The 22579-nt window shown below is 64.7% G+C and carries 15 protein-coding genes; 13 read left to right on the forward strand and 2 right to left on the reverse strand.

Annotated features, from left to right (window positions below; translation table 11 throughout):
- Positions 1 to 150: 150 nt before the first annotated feature.
- The 4 genes from U5775_RS18235 (at position 151) to U5775_RS18250 (ending at position 8859) form a co-directional block, all read left to right on the forward strand.
- On the forward strand, positions 151 to 7041 hold the full coding sequence (locus tag U5775_RS18235) for a filamentous hemagglutinin N-terminal domain-containing protein (protein ID WP_322059486.1): 6891 nt from the start codon (positions 151 to 153) through the stop codon (positions 7039 to 7041).
- 113 nt (positions 7042 to 7154) lie between these two features.
- A complete protein-coding gene (locus tag U5775_RS18240; protein ID WP_322059487.1) occupies positions 7155 to 7598 on the forward strand; it encodes a hypothetical protein in 444 nt (147 codons plus the stop codon).
- A 41-nt stretch (positions 7599 to 7639) separates the two neighbouring features.
- Positions 7640 to 8170 carry a hypothetical protein gene (locus U5775_RS18245; protein WP_322059488.1) on the forward strand — a complete coding sequence of 177 codons (531 nt, stop codon included), beginning with the start codon at positions 7640 to 7642 and terminating at the stop codon, positions 8168 to 8170.
- A gap of 56 nt (positions 8171 to 8226) precedes the next feature.
- Positions 8227 to 8859 carry a glycoside hydrolase family 19 protein gene (locus tag U5775_RS18250; protein ID WP_322059489.1) on the forward strand — a complete coding sequence of 211 codons (633 nt, stop codon included), beginning with the start codon at positions 8227 to 8229 and terminating at the stop codon, positions 8857 to 8859.
- 48 nt (positions 8860 to 8907) lie between these two features.
- On the opposite strand, the gene U5775_RS18255 is transcribed toward U5775_RS18250, so the two are convergent.
- Both U5775_RS18255 and U5775_RS18260 read right to left on the reverse strand, forming a co-directional pair.
- Positions 8908 to 9777 carry a PP2C family serine/threonine-protein phosphatase gene (locus U5775_RS18255; protein ID WP_322059490.1) on the reverse strand — a complete coding sequence of 290 codons (870 nt, stop codon included), beginning with the start codon at positions 9775 to 9777 and terminating at the stop codon, positions 8908 to 8910.
- A 42-nt stretch (positions 9778 to 9819) separates the two neighbouring features.
- On the reverse strand, positions 9820 to 10635 hold the full coding sequence (locus U5775_RS18260; protein WP_322059491.1) for a hypothetical protein: 816 nt from the start codon (positions 10633 to 10635) through the stop codon (positions 9820 to 9822).
- Positions 10636 to 11473: 838 nt separating this feature from the next.
- On the opposite strand from U5775_RS18260, the gene tssA reads away from it, so the two are divergent.
- From tssA to tssH, 9 genes are all read left to right on the forward strand, one after another.
- The gene (gene tssA / locus U5775_RS18265) at positions 11474 to 12535 is read left to right on the forward strand and encodes a type VI secretion system protein TssA (RefSeq protein WP_322059492.1); all 1062 of its coding nucleotides are present in this window, start codon (positions 11474 to 11476) and stop codon (positions 12533 to 12535) included.
- 79 nt (positions 12536 to 12614) lie between these two features.
- On the forward strand, positions 12615 to 13115 hold the full coding sequence (gene tssB / locus U5775_RS18270; RefSeq protein ID WP_322059493.1) for a type VI secretion system contractile sheath small subunit: 501 nt from the start codon (positions 12615 to 12617) through the stop codon (positions 13113 to 13115).
- A gap of 49 nt (positions 13116 to 13164) precedes the next feature.
- The gene (gene tssC, locus U5775_RS18275) at positions 13165 to 14664 is read left to right on the forward strand and encodes a type VI secretion system contractile sheath large subunit (RefSeq protein WP_322059494.1); all 1500 of its coding nucleotides are present in this window, start codon (positions 13165 to 13167) and stop codon (positions 14662 to 14664) included.
- 96 nt (positions 14665 to 14760) lie between these two features.
- Positions 14761 to 15249, forward strand: coding sequence for a type VI secretion system tube protein Hcp (locus U5775_RS18280; RefSeq protein WP_322059495.1), 489 nt, complete (start codon positions 14761 to 14763; stop codon positions 15247 to 15249).
- A gap of 125 nt (positions 15250 to 15374) precedes the next feature.
- Positions 15375 to 16247: a type VI secretion system accessory protein TagJ gene (locus tag U5775_RS18285; RefSeq protein WP_322059496.1), complete on the forward strand. Its 873-nt coding sequence runs from the start codon at positions 15375 to 15377 to the stop codon at positions 16245 to 16247.
- Entirely contained in the window at positions 16240 to 16752 is a 513-nt protein-coding gene (gene tssE, locus U5775_RS18290; RefSeq protein WP_322059497.1) for a type VI secretion system baseplate subunit TssE, read from the forward strand. Before U5775_RS18285 ends, tssE begins: the two co-directional genes overlap by 8 nt.
- Positions 16753 to 16790: 38 nt before the next feature.
- Positions 16791 to 18668: a type VI secretion system baseplate subunit TssF gene (tssF, locus tag U5775_RS18295; RefSeq protein WP_322059498.1), complete on the forward strand. Its 1878-nt coding sequence runs from the start codon at positions 16791 to 16793 to the stop codon at positions 18666 to 18668.
- Positions 18653 to 19825, forward strand: a complete 1173-nt coding sequence (gene tssG / locus U5775_RS18300) for a type VI secretion system baseplate subunit TssG (RefSeq protein ID WP_322059499.1) — start codon at positions 18653 to 18655, stop codon at positions 19823 to 19825. The genes tssF and tssG overlap by 16 nt, the downstream gene beginning before the upstream one ends.
- Positions 19826 to 19829: 4 nt before the next feature.
- The gene (tssH, locus tag U5775_RS18305) at positions 19830 to 22571 is read left to right on the forward strand and encodes a type VI secretion system ATPase TssH (RefSeq protein WP_322059500.1); all 2742 of its coding nucleotides are present in this window, start codon (positions 19830 to 19832) and stop codon (positions 22569 to 22571) included.
- Positions 22572 to 22579 lie beyond the last annotated feature (8 nt).

Below are 22579 nucleotides of genomic sequence, written 5' to 3' on the forward strand. Positions count from 1 at the left end.
ATGGTCGACCAGATGATGCCGGCGAGGTGTGCGATGAACGAGCATAGCGGCAACGGGCCTGGCGGGGCCACTGAGCGCACGTGTGAGATGCGGCACGGCGGAGGCAGGGGACGCGCGGGCGCGGCGGCACCCCGGCGCCGTGCCCGTGCGTTGCCGCCGCCAGGGCACGCGCACCCGCTTCAGGCGAAGGCGATCGCGAGCGTCGTGGCGGCGCTGTTCGAGGCCATCTGGGCTTCGTCGGTGCTCGCGAATCCCACGGGCGCGCAAGTGGTGGCGGGCGGCGTGACGGTGAGCTCGCCCAGCGCCTCGCAGATGAACATCACGCAGAGCACGCCGAACGCCATCGTGAACTGGAACACGTTCTCGATCGGCGCGGGCGAGGCCGTGAACATCGCGCAGCCCTCGGTTACGTCGGCGTTGCTCAACCGCGTGGTGGGCAACGACCCGAGCAGCATTGCCGGACGCCTGAGCGCGAACGGCCGCGTGTTTCTCGTCAATCCGGCGGGCGTGATTTTCGCGCCAGGGTCTTCGGTGAACGTGGGCTCGCTCGTGGCGTCCACGCTCGGTATTTCGAATGCGGACTTTCTTGCCGGCAATTTCCATTTCGTCGGCAATGCATCGGGTGCGGTGGTCAATGCGGGGTCGATCACGGCAGCCGACGGCGGCACCATTGCGCTGCTCGGCGGCTCGGTCACCAACAGCGGCATGGTGGCCGCGAAGCTCGGCACCGTGGCGATGGGCGCGGGCAGCGACGTCACGCTCGACTTCGCGGGCGACGGGCTCACGACGCTGAAGATCAACTCGGGCGCGGCCAACGCGTTCCTCGGCAACACGGGCACGCTGGCCGCCGATGGGGGCACCGTGGTGATGAGCGCGCAGACCGCCGACGCGCTCGCGGGCACGGTCATCAACCAGCAGGGCATCGTGCGCGCGCAGAGTCTTGCCGAGCGCGACGGGCATATCGTGCTCGATGGCGGGACGGGCGGCGAGACGCTCGTTTCGGGCACGCTCGATGCATCGGGCGGCGCGGGGCTCACGGGCGGGCAAGTGGATGTGACGGGGTACGACGTGGCGCTGCTTTCTGGCGCGAATGTGAATGCGAGCGGCGCGGCGGGTGGGGGCAGCGTGCGCTTTGGCGGCGGTGCGGCGGGCGCGGACCCGACGATTCGCGACGCCAACGCGGTCTGGATGGACCCGAATGCGCAGATTCATGCCGATGCGCTTGCCAACGGTAATGGTGGGCATATCGTTGCGTATGGGACGACGGCGGCGCGGATCTACGGCGCGCTCACCGCGCGCGGCGGCGCGCAGGGGGGTAACGGCGGGTTGATCGAGACTTCGGGTGGAACGCTCGACGTGCGCGGCGCAACAATCGATGCGTCAGCAACGAACGGCAAGGCCGGGCAATGGCTGCTCGATCCCGATGACATCGACATTTGCCACGCGGGCGCATCGACCTGTGTTGCGGGGCCCGGAGGCAGCGAGAGCGGTGGGGTCATGATGTTTGGTCCCACAAGCTCGTCCGTCACCGATCAGCAGATCTCCACACAATTGAATAGTGGTACGTCGGTGAAGGTGGCTACGTCGGACGGCAACATCAACGTCGACCAGAATGTCAACATCGACAAGAGTGGCGGTGGCAATGCCACGCTCACGCTGAGCGCGGGTGGCTCGGTTACGCTCGCCTACTTGACGAGCATCACCTCGTCGGCGGGCGAGCTCGGCCTCGTGATCGATGCGAATGTCAATGGCGCGTCGCCGGGCAACATGGTGACGCTCACCTCCGCGAACATCGCGACGAACGGCGGCGCGGTGAGCATTGGCACGAACAGCCAGAGCCAGGTCAGCATCCAGTCGACGACGATCAATACGCAGGGCGGCAATCTGACCATCGACGGCACCGCGCCGACGAGCGCCTACAATGAAACTGCGGTGGATATCGAGAACTCGCAGTTCGAGACAGGCGCGGGCGCGCTCGGGGTGACGGGCACGATCGGCACCTCGGATGCGGGGACGAGCGGCGGTGGCTACGGCGTGTACCTGGATGACTCGACGTTGACCAGCACGAGCGGGAATGTGACGCTCGACGGCACGATCTACAGCGGCGCAACCGACGCGAACGGCTACGGCTACTACTCGCACTACAGCTCAGTCAGCACGACGAACGGCAACATCAACGTGACCGGCAAGGCGCTAGGGACGGCGGCGGGCCCAGGCAACAACGGCCTGTTTGGCGTGTACCTTGGCATTGGCTTACCAGGGGAGTTCTCGGATTCGTCCGCGCAACCGACGCTTGCCAGTAGTAGTGGCAACATTGTCGTGAATGGGACGGCGAACGGCAGTAACGGCCTTGGCGTGTCGCTCCAGTTTGCGACGGTGACGAACACCAGAGGCGAGATCGATCTGACCGGCACGGTCGACGTCGCGCCGCCACCCACCACCGGCCCGGGCTCGGGCCCGACGAATAGCGAGCCGGCACCTCCCGCCGCACGATCGCCGTCGCTTACCGGCGGCGATGGCCCGTGGGGTGTCGGTCTGTCCGACTCCACGCTCAATAACTCGAGCGGCGCGATCACCGTGAAAGGCACCGTGCCGGCGCAATACGACTATGGTGTCGGCACGGAGATCGACCGCTCCGTGGTCGGCACGACGAGCGGCGCGATCTCGCTGAGCGGCCAGAGCAGCGGCACGCCAGCCGCGAACACGACCGTGCAGGGCATCGTATTGGAAAGGCAGATTGAAGAAGGCTTCGGAGCGCCGGTCGGTCTTGTTGCGGAGGCGCAACTACCACCGGCGGGCGGCGCAACGGCGATCCAGTCGGACACGGGCACGATCAGCATCCACGGCAGCGGCTCGGGCACGGGCGCCGAGGGCGTGCTGATCACCGACGCGACGAATATTCAGACCACCGGCGGCGGCGCCATCGACATTCGCGGCGCGGTGCAGGGCGGCCCGCAGCCCACCGGTAGTACCTCAAACATGCAGAACGACGTCGGCACCGTCATCAACGACGCGACGATCAGTTCGACGATAGCCTCGCAGACTAGCCTGACCGGCACGCAGGGCAGCATCTCGATCGCAGGCTCCACCAATACGTCCGACCCCGGCCTCGTGCTCGGCAACTCGGTTAGCGGCTATATGAACGAAGGCCCAGTGACCGTTTCGACCGGCAACGGCGGCACGCTTGTGCTGCGTGCGGCCAACGACGGCACGACGACGAGCCTTGCCGCAACCGGCTTGACCGTGCAGGTGCCCGACGGCACGCTCGTGCTGCTGCCGGGGGCGGTGGACCCGTCGTCGAACTACGCGTTCGTCGCCGAGAACACCACGCCGATCACGCTATTCGGGACTGGTGCGGGTTTGTCGATCGACCAGGGAACGTTCTCGACGCTCACGCAGGACGTGAGCACGGTGGTGCTTGGATCGAGCACGCATACCGGTCTCATCACCGTGAATGCCATGTGTGCCGCTAACGCCGATACATGCGTACTGACGACCCCGACGTTTGCGTCGAACCTGACGCTCGAAAACGATGGCAGCGGCAGCCAGGGAATCTCGCTGCCCTCTGGCGCGGTGGTGTCGGGCAACACGTTGACGCTGATTTCGGCGGGGTCGGTCACGCAAGGCGCCCCGATCCAGGCAACGGTGCTGACGCTCGGCGGACCGGGCACCTTCACGCTGACCAACACGGGGAATGCGATCGGAGCGTTGGCCGCGTATGGAACGGGCAGCGTGAATCTCTTCGATTCGCAGGGACTGTCGCTGGGCGCATCGGGCATAGATAGCTTCGACGCGGCGTCGGGAACCTTCACGAACATTGGTTCGATTGCCACGATGTCGCTGGCCGGCAATTTCACCGCGAAGACGTCCTCGGGCGATATCACGGTGGATACGCCCATCGTGAGCACGGCGAGCGGCGCGACGACGCTCTTGCTCAGCGCCGCCGGCAACATCAACGTCACTCCTGGTGACAACCGCGTGGGCAACGACACGATTGGTGCAGCCGCTGGCGCCGGCCCGCTGAACGTTACGCTCGATGCCAACGAGGGCGGGGCTGCGAGCGCGTATGGCGTGACGATTTCCGGTACGACGTTCAACACCGGCGGCGGTACGTTCACGATCGGCGACACCGGGAATAGCCCCGTGAGCATGGCCGGCTCGACGATCACGACGGAAGGCGGCGGCGTTCACATCAATGCCACCAATTCGAACGGCACGGCGCTCACGATGAGCCAGACGCTCATCAATTCGGGGGCGGGCGACATCTCGATTACGGGCACCTCGCTTTACTCGGGCTCCGGGGTGGCGATGTCGGGCAGCGCCCTGCAGACGACCAATGGCTTGATCACTTTGACCGGCATCGGCGACGCCAGCTACACGTACGATTTCGGTGTCGTCATTGCCGGTTCGTATTCGAGCGCAGGCACCCCCGTTCCCACTATCGACGTGACGGGCAGCGGCTCGGCGAACATTACCGGCACGCTCGGCCTTCAGCCCAACGCGACTGGCGCCGGCGGTGGCGTCGTCATGTCCGGTGCGGACGTCGAAGTTGGCAGCCGCAGCCTGCAGATCACGGGAACATCGACGGCTCCGGGCTATGGGGCGGATGGCGTCGAGATTGTCGAGTCGACTCTCAAGAGCAAGGGCGGCGCCATCACCCTGACCGGCACGGCGAATGGCACTCCGAGTGGAGTCGGTGTCGAGCTTTCCAGTACGCAGGTCAGTGCGGGGGCCGGCAATGTGCTGGTGACCGGGACGGTGAACAATCCGCAAGGCCAATCGGGAACCGATGGCACAGGGATCGGGGCCTACTTCAGTTCGATCCAGACCACGACCGGCAGCGTGACGTTGAAGGGCACAGTGACCGGCGCAACCGAGCTGGCGTTTGGCACGCTGATGGACGGTGGCTACCCCGCGCAGGGCAGCAGCACGGCGCAACCGACAATCCAGACAGACCGCGGCGCCATCAACGTGAGCGGCAGCGTCCCCGCCACGACCGGCATCAGCGGTTATAGCGCCGGCAGTATCGCTGTCGACCTCCTCGGCGCCAACATCGTCTCGACGAGCGGCACGATCACGCTCACGGGCCTCACCACGGGCACGCCCACGACCGGCCTTTCATCAACGGGCGTCGTGCTCGGTGCCCAGCCCTCCGACTCGAGTTCCTCCGATTCGGTCACCGTCTCCACGCCTGCCACCGCGATCACCACCGGCAGCGGCACGCTTTCGATCTACGGCAGCGGCTCCGGCTCCAACGCGCAAGGCGTGCTCGTCGCCGACGGCTCGCAGATCAAGTCGAACAACGGCGGCGCCATCGATATTCGCGGCGTGGTGACGAGCCCGACCACCAGCTCGAGCGGCGGCAATATTCAGTACGACTACGGTACGCTCATTTACAACGGCACCATCACGGCCACGGCGCCCAACACGACGATATCGATCGCGGGCTCGACCAACACCTCGGATGCGGGCCTCGCCTTCGGCGCCGTGCCGGTGTCGGACAACTTTTACTACACCTCGGGCACCGTGCAGGTGAACGCCGGCACCAACGGCACGCTCGCGCTGCGCGCGGCCAACGACGGCACCGCGACGAGCTTCGCCGACAACGGCGCGAGCCTCGCGTCCTCCGGCGGCACGCTCGTGTTCATGCCCGCAAGCGTGAACCCGACGACCTTCGCCTTTACCGCCGAAAACGGCACGCCGATCACCTTGTTCGGCACCGGCGCAGCGGGCTTGAGCATCGACGCGGCCACCTATGCGCTGTTCTCGGGCTTCTCGACGCTCGTGCTCGGTTCGAGCACGCAGACGGGCCTCATCACCGTGAGCGGCGTGTGTCCGTCGCAAGGTGCCTGCACGTCGTTCGCCAAGCCCACCGCGAACCAGAGCCTCACGCTCGTCAACACGGGCAGCGGCAGTCAGGGCATTCAACTGCTCTACGGGATTTCGCTCGGCAGCAATACGCTAACGCTGGCCTCGGCGGGTAATGTCACGGACCCGGGCGGCATCCAGGCGGCCGGTCTGCTGCTCGAAGGGCCCGGCAACTTCACGCTGAACGATCCGCAGAACGACGTGGGCGTGCTCGCGATGCTCAACACGGGCAATGTGAACTTCCTGAATTCGACGAGCTTCGTGATCGGCCCGATCGTGAGCCATTCGTTCGATGCAGCGTCGAACGCGGCCACCACCATCGACGCGACCAACTCCAATCTCAACGGCAACCTGCTCGCCCAGGCCGCGACGGGCGGCATTGGCCTGGGCGGCGGCACGGCTTCGGCGAGCGGCCCGACAGGCGGCAAGAACACGAACCTGAGCGCGAGCGGCACGATCGATCTCGTGATGGAGAATGGCGTTTTCACCGACAACGGCATCGGCCGCATGAGCGCGACCAACGGCTGGCGTATCTGGGCCTCGACCTGGAACGGCGAGACGCGCGGCAACGTGCAGCCCAATACGTCGCAGCCGAACTTCTACGGTTGTACCTTTGGCGCGGGATGCAGCTGGGGCGGCGTCGTGCCGCTCACGGGAGATCACTTCGTGTACGTCGCGCGGCCCACGGTGATCGTCACCGCCGACGGCGCGGTCAAGATCTATGGCGCCCCGAATCCGAACTTCGGCTACACAATAAGCGGCCTGATCAACGGCGATCCTGCCTCCACGCTAAGCGGCACGCTTTCGACCAACGCGACGACCGGTTCGCTGCCGGGGCAATACGCCATCGACCCGGCGTTCCTCTCGAACGTGGGCTATATCGTGCAAAACGAGCCGGGCACGCTGATGGTGACGCTGCCGTACGCGTTCGATCTGCCGTCGTCGGTGAGCGCGATGCAGTCGTTCTTCGGCATGAGCGAGAAGACCTTCGTGTACGAGAACAACCTCCAGGGCACCAATATCTGCGTCGGCTCGAATCAGCCGCTCTTTACGACCACGCCGCCCGGCGACAACCAGGACCTGCTCGCGGTCGAGTGGAAGCGCGTGCGCTCGCAGCCTAATCTGAACAGTTGCATGCTGTTGAATGGGCAGCATGGGTGTGGGGATTTTTGAATGAAGAGCGAATGCCCATGCACTATGGACGGGCATTCGCGATGACAAAACGCCTCGATCGCTGGACTATGAGTTGAAGTTCAATCGTACGGGCACGTCACGGAGGCCGCATCATGCCAAAGCCTCAACATATCTATATAAAAGCACGTTCTAAAGACGCAATCAATTTGTTCGCGGAACAATCGAAATCAATCGTCGCCACCTCAAACGCGGCCAATATTCAGGCCTTCTACGACGCCATTTCTCAGTTGCCGGAACGAGAAATTGACGAGATGCAAAGACTTATGGCCTCTTACGTCGATGCCCTGAGGAAGGACGAGCCGTTTTCGAAGGATGACAAGACGCGAAAGGAGGTGAGCGAGGTCTATAAGGCAACAAGAGAATGGCTCGAAAAAGTACAAGATTACAGGCAGCTTGAAGGGCGGCTGCAACTCCCCGTTTACCCCGTCATGCGCGCGCCCGCAGATGTCGGAACGGCGGGGCTCACTCTTGCTTTGGCTATAGCCGTTTGTCAGATTCTTGAAGCGGCAGTACGCATGCGAAAAATACGTCGTTAATTGAAATGTTTTTTGGGCGAGTGATGAAGCAATCATCGAAAATGGCTGCAATGGTATTCGCGACGGCTTGCTGCGTGCCAGTTTGGGCGGCGCAGCCAGCGGTCTCGCTTTGCAATGAGGGGGAGAGCGTCGTTTTCTCTTGTGAAGTTGGAAAAGCCTACGCATCGGTCTGCGCTTCGCAGGATCTTTCCCCGACTCAAGGATACATTCAGTATCGTCACGGACAGCCGGGCCATCTCGATATGGAGTATCCGTCGGTCTCCAGTTCCCGTATGGCCGTATTCAAGGCCGGATCGTTGATTTTCTCGGGCGGAGGAGGAGCGTGGTTGCGTATCGTTCGAAATTCATTCAGCTATACGATCTTTACGGCCAGTGGGAAGTGGGCAAAAAACGGTGGAATCGCCGACGCTGCCGGTGTCGTCGTGAAAAAAAACAACCGCGATATTGCATCGAAGTCTTGCAGCGGGCGCCCGACTAGCCAACTGGGTAGCGAATTTTTCCGGAAGGCCGGCATCCAGGAGAGTTCGGATCCCGATGCGTTTGAAATTCCTGATGCCTTCTTTCCCGAGTAAGGATGGGAACGAGAAAAGTATTGAGAAAGTCAGGAAATAACTTTCCGGAGCGAGTCATGTCAACGCTGCCAATCGAATTGCATAGCCTGCATCAGATCATGCGGCATGCTCCCAGGAAATTTCTGGAGCCACTAAACGACGCAATGGATGAGTACGATATAAACTCGGCAAAACGGGTTGCAGCCTTTCTTGCCCAACTCGCGGTAGAAAGCTCTGAACTTCGCCATACACATGAGGCGTGGACGAGCACGGAAAATTTCGCGCTTCCTGGCGTCAAGCGAGCCGCGTTCACGGCGAAAACAAAGGAGGAGTATTTCGAGCACTGGTACGGAAACAGGGCCGATCTGGGCAACGACAAACCAGGCGACGGTTTCAGGTATCGGGGCCGTGGAGCCATTCAGATAACGGGAAAAAGTGCGTATCGAACCATTGGTGCTGGAATTGGCGAACCGCTTGAAGCACAACCGGATCTGCTCGACAGTGACGTAACCATAGACATGTACGCTTCGGCGTACTTCTTTTCGAAATTAAAACAGTTGTGCGCGGTCGCAGATCAGGTGAACCCGTGCAACGCCACCAGTATCCAAAAGGTGAATCACATGCTGACGCGTCGCGTGAACGGCGGAATAAATGGCCTGGTCGAGAGGCTGCATTACTACCGCCGGGCGCTCACGGTACTCGGCGTGTGAATTTCCACGAAGGCAGTCCGTACCGTCGCGCGAGGATGGTTGCAAGCCTCAGGAATCCGTCTTCCCCGCCGGACGCATGACCGTCGCTTCATCATCAGCGGTTCTGATGTCCTGAATGCTCGCGCCTTGCGCCTCTTGTCCAGCAAGCACCACCTCGCCATCCACATCGTCGCCCACCCACACCGCACTCGCACTGAAGTTATCGTTACCCGCCTTGGCGTGCGCCCGGACATGAGCGGCCAGCGCCTCCAGCCACGCTCGGGGGCTCGCGGCCTGCGCCAACGTAGCAATCATGGTTGCGTCCTCAACATATTCCCAAAGGCCATCGGTGCAAATCAGAAACGCATCGTGCGCCTGAAGCTCGAACGTGCCGGGCAGCGCCGCGATGCTCAATCCTTCGAGCGTGCCGAGCGCCGAGAACAACACGTTGCGGCGCGGATGATGGCGCGCCGCCTCGGCGCTAATGATCCGCGCGTCCACCATGTCCTGCACCATGCTGTGGTCGCGCGTCTGCGCGACGACTTTGCCCGCGCGAAAGCAATAAAGCCGCGTATCACCGCAATGCGCCCACGCGGCGGTGCGCCGTTCGCGGTCGATCGCGAGCAGCGTGGCGGTCGAACGCATGTCGCGCAGCGCGGGGCCGCCGTGCGACTGCTCTTCGACGATATTCGCGTTCGCATGCGCGAGCGCATTGGCGAGGCGCTCGCCCGTGGGCGGCAGCTCGGCGAGCGTGAGGTAGCGCAGATCGGCGAGCACGGTGTCGACCACGATCGCCGATGCCGTGTCGCCTCCGCCGTGCCCGCCTGCGCCGTCAGCAACCACGCAATAGAACAGTCGCTCGCTCGACCAGTCGCCGAGCGAGTCCTCGTTGCGCTGCCGCCCGCCCTGATCGGTCAGGCTTGCGAAGGCCAGTTGCACGCGCGCTCCTGTCCTGTTGCGGGCTTCCCCATGGTCATTCGTTCACTCGTGAATCTCGTGGCCGCTGTCGTGCGTGCACTGCGGCGCGTTCGCGACGCGTGCGCCGCACTCATGCGGCACGCGAGCCGCGCCATGCGCGAGCTGCGATTGCTCGGCGAGAATGCCGAGCACGGCAAGCAGTGCGAGGCGATTCTCCGCGGCGATCTCGATGCCGAGCGTGTCTTCGATCCAGCGGCCGATGCCGGTGCGCGCGAAGTCGGCGGGCATCGCGCCTTTACGCAGCGTGACGCCCAGCTTGCGCGCGCGATGGTGATAGGACGCGATGCCGTAGCGCGCGGCGATTTGCGCAAGCCCGCCTTTTTCGGCGGAGAGCCAGCCGAGCGTGCCGGCGAGCAGCAGCCGGGCCGCTTCGTCGAGTTCTGCGATGAAGCGCGTGGCCGACACGCGCACGCTCTCTTCATTGAGGCCGTACTGGAACAGCGCGGCGCCCACGGGATCGGCGTGCATCGTACTGCATTGATCGAGCTCCGCGAGCACGTCGCTTTCGTCGATCGAGACGTTGCGCCGATGGCTCGCGCTGCGCAGGCAATCGATCAGGTAGCGGCGGAAATAGCTGCACACCGCATGGCTATTCGAAGGCGCGCTATGCGCGGGAAAACTCATGAATTCGGCGGCGGGGGTTTCGAGGCGAAAGACTTTGGAGAAGAGAAACTGCGAGATGAGCTCTTCCTTGTCTTCGCCCAGCGCCTGCAGCTCGAACGGGTGATAGCCCGTGAGCGCGCGCCGCACGATAGTGTAGAGCGAAGCCATTTCGGCATGGCTCAGGGCAGTGCGCCGCTGCCAGAGATCGGGCAGCATGCATGGACTCTCCGGGCCTTCTACGAGCGCTGCGCTTTCGATGTTCGACACGTTTTCCCCTCGCATCGCGTTTTGAGCTGGCTTCGCATGACGCTCGTGCGTCCTGGTTGGATCGTTTGATTGGCGGCACAGCTTTTACGTCGAGTCTATTAGGTGGTCGTGCGTCTGACAAGCTTGAAAAAGCGCCCATTTTATGTTTTAAAACATCTTACTTTTTGTAAATAAAAGATGTAAAAGCCGCATTCCAGGGTTTACGTGGAATTTATTGATCGGCCACGCTGGAAGTGGGTAAATCGCTATGTGCGTTAGCGAACATGGCACGCTCGAAAAAACGATCGTTCGATCAGCGATGTTAGTGAACTTCGGGTGGCAATGCGTCGCGCGAATAAGTCGGAGGATTCACTTTCCTAGCCATGCTGCATGATGGTTAACCCGTGGAAAACAAGGGATAAACGGCACGGGGTGGCAGCGATTCCATCGCGCCGGGCGCACGCGGATTGTGCGCTCAGCGACGCGGAGCAAGGCTGAGCGCCCAGGTGCGTTGCTTGCATGAATAACGGAACAAATACTTGATCGGCTGTAAATTAAATGCATGACGAATTTACAGAAATTCGGGTAAATAGCTTTCTCCCAAGGGCGCTTTTCTTTTGTACTTGTCGTGCTATTCTGATAGCGACTCGTTAAGCTGCACGACCGCCCTTGCTGACGAATTTTCCGCGGTTGGATCAAGCATTATTAGAAACACGCTCAGGTCGGCGCCCCAAAACTGCTATCCGTCTAAATGCGCTTTCCTGGGCGATACACAGAATAGAACCGATTCCACACGGACCACTGGACCATGGCCATGCTAGATGCCGGGGCGCTGCTCGCGGAGGTTTCCTCCGCGCTGCCTTGCGGAGAGGACGTCGAATACGATCCGGCGTTTCTCGAGCTTGAGCGCGTCGTGCACGGCAAGCCCGACGTCCAGTACGGCAATACCGTGGTGGAAGCGGTGCCACCCGACTGGAAGGAGGCGCAGGCGCTCGCGCTTTCCCTGCTGGAAAAAAGCCGCGATTTGCGCGTGGCCGCGCATCTGTCGCGCGCGCTCCTCAATCGGGGCGGCTTCGGCGGCTTTGCCGAAGGCCTCGACCTGATGGCCTGCATGCTCGAGCAACGTTGGGCGCATCTCTATCCGCAGCTCGATCCCGACGACGACAACGATCCCACCGCACGCGTGAACGCGCTCGCGGGGCTCGTCGACTCCGCGACCACGCTGGCCGAAGTGCGCGAGGCGCCGCTCGCCATTTCGCGGGCGCACGGCCAGGTGACGCTGCGCGACATCGAATATGCGAGCGGCGAGATTGCCGTGCCCGCCGGTGTGAGCGCGCCTTCACTGAGTTCGATCGACCTCGCGGTAAGCGACGCCGGCGAGAGCGCACGCGAGTCGCTCGCCGCCTTGCAGTGCGCGGTGCAGGCCGCGATGCGCATCGAGTCGGTGCTCATGGCGCACGTGGGTGCAACGCGCGCGATCGACCTCGATCCGCTCACGCGGTTGCTGCGCCACGCGGCGGCGTTCCTTGGCGAGCGCGTGACCGATCTCGCGGCGCAAGCGGAGCAAGCGGCGTCGGCGGGCGCGGCGGTCGACGGTGCGGAGCAGGCGGCGGGCGGATCGCCGGCCATGCCCGGCGCCGCCGTGCCGGCGCGGCCGCCCGGCGAGATCAGCAGCCGCGAGGACGTCCAGCGCGCCCTCGACCGTATCTGCAAGTACTACGAAACGTATGAGCCGGGGAGCCCGGTGCCGATGCTGCTCAAGCGGGCGCGGCGGCTCGTCGACAAAAGCTTCATGGAGATCCTCGAGGATCTCGCACCCGACGGGCTCGCGCAGGCGCGCCACATCGGCGGCGTTCAGAACGAGGAGTGACGCACAGCAGGCTTTTAGCAACGCCGCCACACGGCGCGCCCAGGTGCGTGCCGCCGCGGCATCGACGAGGGGAAAGGCCGTGGCTAAAGAAAGCAGTCAGAAGTTCATCGCGCGCAACCGGGCGCCGCGCGTGCAGATCGAGTACGACGTAGAGGTGTACGGGTCGGAGAAGAAGGTGAACTTGCCGTTCGTGATGGGCGTGATGGCCGATCTGTCCGGGCAGCCCGCCGAGCCGCTCGCCCCCGTTGCCGAGCGCAAGTTCCTCGAGATCGACGTCGACAACTTCGACGAGCGCCTGAAGTCGATGAAGCCGCGCGTGGCCGTGCAGGTGCCCAACGTGCTCACGGGCGAGGGCAATCTCGCGGTGGAGATGACCTTCGAGAGCATGGACGACTTCTCGCCGGCCGCCGTCGCGCGCAAGGTGGATTCGCTCGCGAAGCTGCTGGAGGCGCGCGGTCAACTGCAGAACCTCTTGACCTATATGGACGGCAAGACCGGCGCCGAAGACCTGATCCAGAAGCTCCTGAGCGATCCGGCGTTGCTGCAGGCCCTGGCGTCGGCGCCCAAGCCGCAGGAATGATCGTCGCGTTCGTCTAACCGTTCAACCGTCTATCGAGGGGGAGTCTGCCATGGCCGAACCCAGCACTCAGCAGCAGGAAGCCCAGCAGGGTGGCGCGACACTGGAAGCGAGCGAGTTCGCGAGCCTGCTGGAAAAGGAATTCAAGCCGCGCAGCGACAAGGCGAAGGAGGCCGTCGAGACGGCCGTGCGCACGCTGGCCGAGCAGGCCCTGCGCGACACTAACGTGGTGTCGGGCGACGTGCTCGCGACCATCGAGTCGCTGATCGCGCAGATCGACCAGAAGCTTACCGACCAGGTGAATCTGATCATCCATTCCGAGTCGTTTCAGAAGGTGGAGAGCGCGTGGCGCGGGTTGCACTATCTGGTGAACAACACCGAGACCGACGAGACGCTCAAGATCCGCGTGATGAACATCTCGAAGAACGAGCTGTACAAGACGCTCAAGAAGTACAAGGGCACCGCGTGGGACCAGAGCCCGTTCTTCAAGAAGCTCTATGAGGAAGAGTACGGCCAGTTCGGCGGCGAGCCCTACGGCGCGCTGGTGGCCGACTATTACTTCGACAACAGCGGTCCCGATGTCGATCTGCTCACCCAGGTCGCCAAGGTGGCCGCCGCCGCGCACGCGCCGTTCATCACCGGCGCCGATCCTTCAGTCATGCTGATGGATTCGTGGCAGGAGCTCGCCAATCCGCGCGACCTCACGAAGATCTTCCAGACGCCCGAGCATGCCGCCTGGCGCTCGCTGCGCGAATCGGAAGATTCGCGCTACATCGGTCTTGCCATGCCGCGCTTCCTCGCGCGTGCACCGTATGGCGCGAAGACCAACCCCGTCGACGAGTTCGCCTTCGAGGAAGACACCGCGGGCGCGGACAGCAAGAAGTACGCATGGGCCAACGCGGCCTACGCGATGGCGACCAACATCAACCGCTCGTTCAAGCAATACGGCTGGTGCTCGCGCATTCGCGGCATCGAGTCGGGCGGCGCGGTCGAGAACCTGCCGGTGCACTCGTTCCCCACCGACGACGGCGGCGTGGACATGAAATGCCCGACCGAGATCGCCATCAGCGACCGGCGCGAGGCCGAGCTGGCGAAGAACGGCTTCATGCCGCTCGTGCACAAGAAGAACTCGGACTTCGCGGCGTTCATCGGTGCGCAGTCGCTGCACAAGCCCGCCGAATACGAAGATCCGGACGCAACCGCGAACGCGAATCTCGCGGCGCGCCTGCCGTATCTGTTCGCGTGCAGCCGCTTTGCGCACTACCTCAAGTGCATCGTGCGCGACAAGATCGGCAGCTTCAAGGAGAAAGACGACATGCAGCGCTGGCTGCAGAACTGGATTCTGCAATACGTGGATGGCGACCCCGCGCATTCGAGCGAGGAAACGAAGTCGCGCCGCCCGCTTGCTGCAGCCGAAGTCGTGATCGAGGAAGTCGAGGGCAATCCGGGCTATTACACGTCCAAGTTCTTCCTGCGTCCGCATTACCAGCTCGAGGGCCTCACGGTGTCGTTGCGGCTGGTGTCCAAGTTGCCGTCCGCAAAGGCGGCATAACGAGAGTTAAAGCGAGAGTTGAAGCAAAACCCGCGCGAACCGGCGCGTACCCACGCGAACTGACGCGAACCTTCAAAGTGAAAGTGGAGAACAGACATGGCCGTTGATATTTTCATGAAGATCGGCGACGTGAAGGGCGAGTCGCAGGACAAGACGCACAAGGAAGAAATCGATGTGCTCGCATGGAGCTGGGGCATGTCGCAAAGCGGCACGATGCACCTGGGCACGGGCGGCGGTGCGGGCAAGGTGAACGTGCAGGATCTCTCGTTCACGAAATACGTCGACAAATCCACGCCGGTGCTGATGGGCGCGTGCGCGAAGGGCAGCCACTACGACACCGCGATCCTCACGGTGCGCAAGGCCGGCGGCGACAATCCGCTCGAATACTTCAAGATCACGTTCTCGGGCGTGCTGATTTCGTCGATCAGCGAAGGCGGCTCGGGCGGCGAGGATCGCTTCACGGAGAACATCACGATCAACTTCGAGAAGTACCACGTGGAGTACCAGCCGCAGAGCGCCAAGGGCGAGAAGGAAGGCGGCGTGGTCGAGACCAAGTGGGACATCGCGAAGAACGTCGCGGAGTAAGCGTTCAGCAGCGCGCTCAAAAGCGTGCTCAAAAGCGGCGGCGTGCGCGCGGGGGAGCGCGCCGCCGCCGGGCTTGTTTCACCCGATCGACGCCCGTAGTGCTGGCTTGACGGAGCAAATCGACAATGACCGCAGAAGAGAGCTTGCGCGCCGGCGATCTCGACGCGTGCCTGAAGCAGTTGCAAAACCAGGTGCGAGGAGATCCGGCCAACGCGTCGTACCGCGTGTTCCTGTTTCAGCTGCTGGCCGTGCAGGGCGCATGGGAGCGCGCGCTCACGCAGCTCAACGTGGTAGGCGATCTCGACGCCGCCGCGCTGCCGATGGTGCAGATCTATCGCGATGCGCTCCAGTGCGAGGCGCTGCGCGAGGACGTATACGCGGGGCGGCGCGCGCCGCTCATTTTCGGCGAGCCGACCGCATGGATCGCACTCCTGATCGAAGCGCTGCGCCTCGACGGCGCGGGCGACTTCAAGGCGGCCGCCGCATGCCGCGCCAATGCGCTGGAGACGGCGCAGCCCACGGCGGGCACGATCAATGGCGAGCCGTTCGCGTGGATCGCCGATGCGGACACGCGTCTGGGCCCCACGCTCGAAGTGATCCTCAACGGCCGCTATTACTGGGTGCCGTTCGAGCGCATCCATCGTATCGAGCTTGAAGCCCCGGACGATCTGCGCGACCGCGTATGGATGCCGGCCGTCTTCACCTGGGCCAACGAGGGCCAGGCGGCGGGGCTCATTCCGGTGCGCTATCCGGGCACGCTGGCCGCGAACGCGGCCGATGCGGCCAATGGCGGAACCGGCAACGCGCTGGCGCTCGCGCGCGCGACGGAATGGGTCGACGCGGGGGGCGAAGCCGGCGGCGGCGAATTCGACGAGGCGCGCCCGCTCGGGCAGCGCATGTTCACGACCGACGAGAACGACTACGCGCTGTTCGACGTGCGCGCGCTCGTGCTCGATGGGCAAGCGGCCTCCGGCGGCGGCGCGCAAGACCATGGCTGAGCCAACGGGCCGCGACCGGCTGCAGCCCGCGCTGCTCGACCGCCTGACCGATCTCGAGCCCGGCACCAAGGTCGAGAGCCGCGAGCGCCGCGTGCTCTCGATGCGAGCGCTGCGCGTGGGCGTGCAGCGCGATCTCGCGTGGCTGCTCAACGCGAGCGGCCTTGGCGCCGTTCAGGATCTTTCCGCATGGCCGCTCGTCGAGCGCTCCGTGGTCAATTTCGGCTTTCCCGACATTGCGGGCAAGACGGCGTCGAGCATGAATCTCGCACGCCTCGAGCGGCAGATACGCGACGTGATCGTCGCGTTCGAGCCGCGCATCCTGCGCGATACCGTGAAGGTCACGGCGGTGCTGCAAGAGGAGACGACGGGCCATCACAACACGGTCGTGTTCGCGATCGAAGGGGACTTGTGGGCGCTCCCGTATCCGGAGCGGCTCTACTTTCGCACCGAGCTCGATCTCGAAGGCGGCGAGGTACGCGTGATCGACCAGGGCGCGGCGCGCTAAAGACGCGGCAGCGATGATGAAGCGACCATGAAGCGACGATGAACCCCGACCTGATCCGCTACTACAACCAGGAACTCTCCCATCTGCGCGAGATGGGCAGCGAATTCGCGCGCGAATTTCCGAAAGTGGCGGCGCGGCTCGGTCTCGAAGGGCTCGATTGCGCCGACCCCTATGTCGAGCGCCTGCTCGAAGGCTTCAGCTTTCTCGCGGCGCGCGTGCAGTTGAAGATCGACGCCGAGTTTCCGCGCTTCACGCAGCACCTCACGGAACTCGTCTATCCGCATTACCTCGCGCCCACGCCCTCGATGGCCGTCGTGCGCATGCAGCCCGATCTCGCGCATCCCGCACTCGCGGCCGGCGTGAACGTGCCGCGCGGCAGCGCGCTGCATGCGGTGCTCGACAAGAACGGCTCGACGCGCTGCGAATACCGCACCGCGCATGCGCTCACGCTCTGGCCCATCGAAATTTCGGAGGCCCGGTTTTTCACGCACACGGGCGCGCTCGGCGGCGTGGACATGGCGCTGCCGCCCGGCGTGAAGGCCGGTGTGCGCCTGCGTTTGCGCACCACGGGCGGCGTGAAGTTCAGCCAGCTCGCGCTCGATACGCTCACGCTCTATCTGCGCGGCGCGGACTCGCTGCCCGCACGGCTTTACGAGCGGCTGCTCGCTTCGGCCGTGGGCGTGGCGGTGCTGCCGGTCGCGCGGCCCGCGACATGGCACCGGCTGCTGCCGAAGACGGCGGTCAAGCCCATCGGCTTCGACGACGACGAAGCGCTCTTGCCGGTGAGCCGCCAGTCGTTTCAGGGCTTTCGTCTGCTGCAGGAATATTTCGCGTTCCCGCAGCGCTTTCTCTTCGTCGCCATCGACGGCTTGCAGGGCGCGCTGCGCGCGTGCGCCGAAAACGAGGTGGAAGTGATCGTGCTGCTCGACCGCGCGGACCCGCTGCTCGAGCAGACGCTCGACGCCAGCCACTTCGCGCTCCATTGCACGCCCGCGATCAATCTGTTTGCGCGCCGCGCCGACCGCATCGCCTTCGATTCCGCGCAATTCGAGTATCAGGTGATTGCGGACCGCACACGGCCGCTCGACTTCGAGATCTACCGCATCGAGGAAGTGACGGGCTACGGTGCGGGGTCGAACGAGGAGCAGCGCTTCGAGGCGTTCTATCATGCGCGCGACCTCGCGGCGGGCGAGCAGGCGAGCGCGTATTACCAGGTGCGCCGCGAGCGGCGGTTGCAGTCCTCGCGCGGACGCGAGCGCGGCCAGCGCACGAGCTACCTGGGCAGCGAGACGTTCATCGCACTCGTCGATGCGGCCAACGCCCCGTATCGCGCCGATCTGCGCCAGCTCGGCCTCAAGGTGCTCTGCACCAACCGCGATTTGCCGCTCATGCTTTCGACGGGCACGGGTGCGTCCGATTTCACGCTGGGCGTGGAAGCGCCGGTGGAAAGCGTGCGCTGCGTGAGCGGGCCGAGCCGGCCCTTGCCGTCGTTCGCGCACGGCGCGGTGGCCTGGCGGCTGCTGAGCCATCTTTCGTTGAACTACGGATCGCTGCTCGACTCGGACGCCTCGACGGGCGCACGGGCGTTGCGCGATCTGCTGAGCCTCTATTGCCCCGTCGACGATCCCGCCGCGCAGCGCCAGATCGAAGGCGTGCGCTCGATCGAGGCGAAGCCCATCACGCGGCGGCTGCCCGTGCCGGGACCGATCGTGTTCGGACGCGGCCAGCAGGTGAGCGTGACGCTCGACGAAACGGCCTTCGAAGGTTCGGGCGCCTTCGTGCTGGGCGCGGTGCTCGCGCGTTATTTTTCCCTGTACGTCTCGATGAATTCGTTCACCGAGACCGTGGTGCGCACGACGGCGCGCGGCGAGATCATGCGCTGGCCGGCGAGGGCGGGACAATGCTGGACACTGTGACCGTGCTGCGGCTGCTCGAAGACGAGGCCTGGCGCTTCGACTTCTTCCAGGCGGTGCGCCTGATCGAAAACGCATGGCCCGAGCGGCCGCGCGTGGGCGAGTCGCTGCGTCCGCGCGACGACGCCGTGCGCTTCACGCAGCGCCCCGAGCTCGTGTTCCATCCCACGACGCTGGCCGCGTTTTCACAACATGGTCATGGTGAGGGGGGCATGGCGCCACGCCTTGCCGTGAACTTCTTCGGCCTGCTCGGTCCTCACGGCGCGCTGCCCACGCATCTGACCGAATATATCCGCGACCGCGAGCGCAACGCCGACGACCCCACGTTCGCGCGCTTTCTCGACGTGTTCCAGCACCGTATGGTGAGCCTGTTCTATCGGGCATGGGCCAACGCGCAGCCCGCGGTGAGTCTCGAACGGCCAGGGCGTGACCGCTTCGCGATGTATGTGGGCGCAACGTTCGGCATGGGCGAGACTTCACTGCGCGAGCGCGACGCCGTGCCCGATTTCGCGAAGCTCCATTTCGCGGGGCTGCTCGGCGCGCCCACGCGCTCGGCCGCGGGGCTCGCGCTCATCCTCACACGTTTTTTCCGGCTGCCCGTGTCGATCGAGCAATGGGTGGGCCACTGGATGCCGCTGCCGGCCGAGACGCGCACGCGCATGGGGCTGCGCGACGGCTCGTCGGCGCTCGGTGTTTCCACGCTGCTGGGCGCGCGCGTATGGGATTGCCAGCACAAGTTCCGCGTCGTGATCGGGCCGCTTTCGCTGGCCGACTACGAACGCTTCCTGCCCGGCGGCGAGAGCCTCAAGCGGCTCGTCGACTGGGTGCGTAACTACGTGCGTGATGGGCTCGACTGGGACGTGAACCTGCAACTGCGCGAGGCCGACGTGCCGCGCCTGAAGCTCGGCCGCCACGCGCGGCTCGGGCTCACGAGCTGGGTGCTCAGCGGCGCGGCGCAGGGCGACCAGCGGCAACTGAAGCTCAATCCCGCGAGCGGCGCCGCGGTTCAGGCCAATTCGCGCAAGGAACATAGCCCGGCGCATGAAGCGACGGACGAAGGAATCGACGCAAGAACGCAGGCGCGCACGCGCGAGCCGGCACGGGAAGACGCGCCAGGCGCTGTAGCGCACGCGGCGCTCGACATTCAACCGGGAGAATGAGGACATGGCCGAAATCAAGCGTGCAGCGCTCTTTGGCAAGCTCAACCAGCTTGGCTTTCGCGCGCTCGAAAGCGCGAACATGTTTTGCCGTTTGCGTGGCAACCCCTATATCGAGCTCGTGCACTGGTTCCATCAGATCCTGCAGTTGCAGGACTCGGACCTCCACCGGCTCGTGCGTCACTATGGCATCGATCCCGCGCGGCTCGCGGGCGATCTCACGGCGGCGCTCGACCGGTTGCCGCGCGGCGCTTCGTCGGTCACGGATATTTCCTCGCAGGTCGAGGAAGCCGTCGAGCGCGGCTGGGTGTTCGGCTCGCTGATGTTCGGCGAATCGCAGGTCCGCACCGGCCATCTGATCGTCGGACTCCTGAAGACCCCAACGCTACGCAACACGCTCTATGGCATCTCGCGGCAATTCGAGCAGATCAAGCTCGACGCGCTCTGCGAAGAGTTCGACCGCCTGCTGCGCGATTCGCCCGAAGCGGCGATGGGCGCGAGCGACGGCTTCAACGCGTACGCCGGTGCCGAAGCGGGCGCCGGACCCGACGCCGCCGGCATGGCGCCCGCGGCGATGGGCAAGCAGGAGGCGCTGCGCCGCTTCACCACCGATCTCACCGGAGAGGCGCGCAGCGGCAAGCTCGATCCCATCGTGGGCCGCGACGAGGAAATCCGCCAGGTGGTGGACATCCTCATGCGGCGGCGCCAGAACAACCCGATCCTCACGGGCGAGGCCGGCGTGGGCAAGACGGCCGTAGTGGAGGGCTTCGCGCAGCGCATCGTCGCGGGCGACGTGCCGCCCTCGCTGCGCGACGTCGAGCTGCGCACGCTCGACGTGGGCCTGCTGCAGGCCGGTGCGAGCATGAAGGGTGAGTTCGAGAACCGGCTGCGCCAGGTGATCGAAGAAGTTCAGGCCTCCGAAAAGCCGGTGATTCTGTTCATCGACGAAGCGCATACGCTGGTGGGCGCGGGCGGCGCGGCGGGCACCGGCGACGCCGCCAACCTGCTCAAGCCCGCGCTCGCGCGCGGCACGCTGCGCACCGTGGCGGCCACGACCTGGGCCGAGTACAAGAAGCACATCGAGAAGGACCCCGCGCTCACGCGGCGCTTCCAGGTGGTGCAGGTGGGCGAGCCCGACGAAGAGAAGGCCATCCGCATGATGCGCGGCGTCGCCTCGACGATGGAGCAGCACCACAAGGTGCAGGTGCTCGACGAAGCGCTGGAGGCCGCGGTGCGGCTTTCGCACCGCTACATTCCGGCGCGCCAGCTCCCCGACAAGTCGGTGAGCCTGCTCGACACGGCATGCGCGCGCGTAGCTGTGAGCCAGCACGCCACGCCGCCTTCGGTGGACGATGCGCGCAAGCGTATTGCCGCGCTCGAAACGGAGCTCGAGATCATCGGCCGCGAGACGGCGGTGGGCATCGAGACGCGCGAGCGCGAAGCGGCAGCCAGCGAAAAGCTCGCGGTGGAGCGCGAACGGCTCGCGCAACTCGAAGCGCGCTGGGAGACCGAGAAGGGCCTGGTCGAGCGCATTCTTTCGTTGCGCGCGCAACTTCGCGAGCGCACGGGCAAGGTGGAAGGCGGCGCGGCTGCGCCGGGCGAGGGCGCGGCACCCGCCGCCGATGGCAAGAGTGGCGCGGAAGGCGTGCCCTCCTTCGATCCCGAGGCGCTGCGCGCCGAGCTGCGCGACTTGCAGGCGCAGCTCGCGAGCCATCAGGGCGAGGAGCCGCTGATCCTGCCCACCGTGGACCGCCAGGCCGTGGCCTCGGTCGTGCAGGACTGGACCGGCATCCCCGTGGGCCGCATGGTGCGCAACGAGATCGAGAACGTCCTCAAGCTCGCCGAGAATCTGAACCGGCGCATCATCGGCCAGGGCCATGCCACCGAGATGATCGCGCGGCGCATCCAGACCTCGCGCGCGGGCCTCGACAATCCGAACAAGCCGATCGGCGTGTTCATGCTCGCGGGCACCTCGGGCGTGGGCAAGACCGAGACCGCGCTCGCGCTCGCCGAAGTGCTCTACGGCGGCGAGCAGAACGTCATCACGATCAACATGAGCGAGTATCAGGAGGCGCACACCGTGTCCTCGCTCAAGGGCGCGCCGCCGGGCTATGTGGGCTACGGCGAGGGCGGCGTGCTCACCGAGGCCGTGCGGCGGCGTCCCTATAGCGTGGTGCTGCTCGACGAGGTGGAGAAGGCGCACCCCGACGTGCACGAGATCTTCTTCCAGGTATTCGACAAGGGCTGGATGGAGGACGGCGAAGGCCGCGTGATCGACTTCAAGAACACGCTGATCCTGCTGACGACCAACGCGGGCACCGACCTCATCACGAATCTTTGCAAGGACCCCGAACTGATGCCCGATCCGGAAGGCATCGCGAAGGCGTTGCGCGAGCCCTTGCTCAAGGTGTTTCCGCCCGCATTGCTCGGGCGTGTGGTGACGATTCCGTATTACCCGCTCTCGGACGAGATGCTGGGCGCGATCATCCGCCTGCAGCTCTCGCGCATCGAGAAGCGGCTGCGCGTCTCGCACAAGGTGCCGTTCCTTTACGACGACGAGGTGGTCAAGCTGATCGCGAGCCGCTGCACGGAGCTCGAAAGCGGCGGACGGATGATCGACGCGATCCTGACCAACACCTTGCTGCCGCGCGTCTCCACGGAGTTCCTCACGCGCATGATGAACGGCGGCAGCGTGACGAAAGTGCAGGTGGGCGCGCGCGACGGCGAGTTTGTTTATACGTTCGACTGAGCGTCTTT

The organism is Paraburkholderia sp. J63 (assembly GCF_905220245.1).
Taxonomy (GTDB): Bacteria; Pseudomonadota; Gammaproteobacteria; order Burkholderiales; family Burkholderiaceae; genus Paraburkholderia.

Excerpts from the sequence above, each read along its gene's own strand:
- U5775_RS18285 (WP_322059496.1), top strand. The coding sequence starts at position 15,375 with ATGACCGCAGAAGAGAGCTTGCGCGCCGGCGATCTCGACGCGTGCCTG.
- tssE (WP_322059497.1), top strand. The coding sequence starts at position 16,240 with ATGGCTGAGCCAACGGGCCGCGACCGGCTGCAGCCCGCGCTGCTCGAC.
- U5775_RS18250 (WP_322059489.1), top strand. The coding sequence starts at position 8,227 with ATGTCAACGCTGCCAATCGAATTGCATAGCCTGCATCAGATCATGCGG.
- U5775_RS18280 (WP_322059495.1), top strand. The coding sequence starts at position 14,761 with ATGGCCGTTGATATTTTCATGAAGATCGGCGACGTGAAGGGCGAGTCG.
- tssC (WP_322059494.1), top strand. The coding sequence starts at position 13,165 with ATGGCCGAACCCAGCACTCAGCAGCAGGAAGCCCAGCAGGGTGGCGCG.
- U5775_RS18260 (WP_322059491.1), bottom strand. The coding sequence starts at position 10,635 with ATGCTGCCCGATCTCTGGCAGCGGCGCACTGCCCTGAGCCATGCCGAA.
- tssF (WP_322059498.1), top strand. The coding sequence starts at position 16,791 with ATGAACCCCGACCTGATCCGCTACTACAACCAGGAACTCTCCCATCTG.
- tssH (WP_322059500.1), top strand. The coding sequence starts at position 19,830 with ATGGCCGAAATCAAGCGTGCAGCGCTCTTTGGCAAGCTCAACCAGCTT.
- U5775_RS18245 (WP_322059488.1), top strand. The coding sequence starts at position 7,640 with ATGGCTGCAATGGTATTCGCGACGGCTTGCTGCGTGCCAGTTTGGGCG.
- tssA (WP_322059492.1), top strand. The coding sequence starts at position 11,474 with ATGGCCATGCTAGATGCCGGGGCGCTGCTCGCGGAGGTTTCCTCCGCG.
- U5775_RS18240 (WP_322059487.1), top strand. The coding sequence starts at position 7,155 with ATGCCAAAGCCTCAACATATCTATATAAAAGCACGTTCTAAAGACGCA.
- tssG (WP_322059499.1), top strand. The coding sequence starts at position 18,653 with ATGCTGGACACTGTGACCGTGCTGCGGCTGCTCGAAGACGAGGCCTGG.